This is a genomic window from Pseudomonas sp. GM24 (genome assembly GCF_000282235.1).
Lineage (GTDB): Bacteria > Pseudomonadota > Gammaproteobacteria > Pseudomonadales > Pseudomonadaceae > Aquipseudomonas.
Genome location: NZ_AKJR01000382.1, coordinates 1 through 406 on the forward strand (window position 1 = coordinate 1; position 406 = coordinate 406).

A 406-nucleotide genomic window follows, 5' to 3' on the forward strand; every position below is an offset into this window, starting at 1 on the left:
TGCTTGATTCATTGAAGAAGACGAAAGAAGCAGCCCGAAATTGGGTCTGTAGCTCAGTTGGTTAGAGCGCACCCCTGATAAGGGTGAGGTCGGCAGTTCGAATCTGCCCAGACCCACCAATTTTGTGTGGGAAACGCCTGTAGAAATACGGGGCCATAGCTCAGCTGGGAGAGCGCCTGCCTTGCACGCAGGAGGTCAGCGGTTCGATCCCGCTTGGCTCCACCACTACTGCTTCTGAAGTTTGAAAGCTTAGAAATGAGCATTCCATCGCTGTGATGATGAATGTTGATTTCTAGTCTTTGACTAGTTCGTTCTTTAAAAATTTGGGTATGTGATAGAAAGATAGACTGAGCGTTACTTTCACTGGTAACGGATCAGGCTAAGGTAAAATTTGTGAGTTCTCTTA

2 tRNA genes are annotated in these 406 nt (G+C 47.0%); both read left to right on the forward strand.

The features are described 5' to 3' along the window. Positions 1-42: 42 nt before the first annotated feature. A tRNA-Ile gene (locus tag PMI23_RS28520) sits at positions 43-119 on the forward strand. Positions 120-149: 30 nt separating this feature from the next. Next, a tRNA-Ala gene (locus PMI23_RS28525) sits at positions 150-225 on the forward strand. Positions 226-406 lie beyond the last annotated feature (181 nt).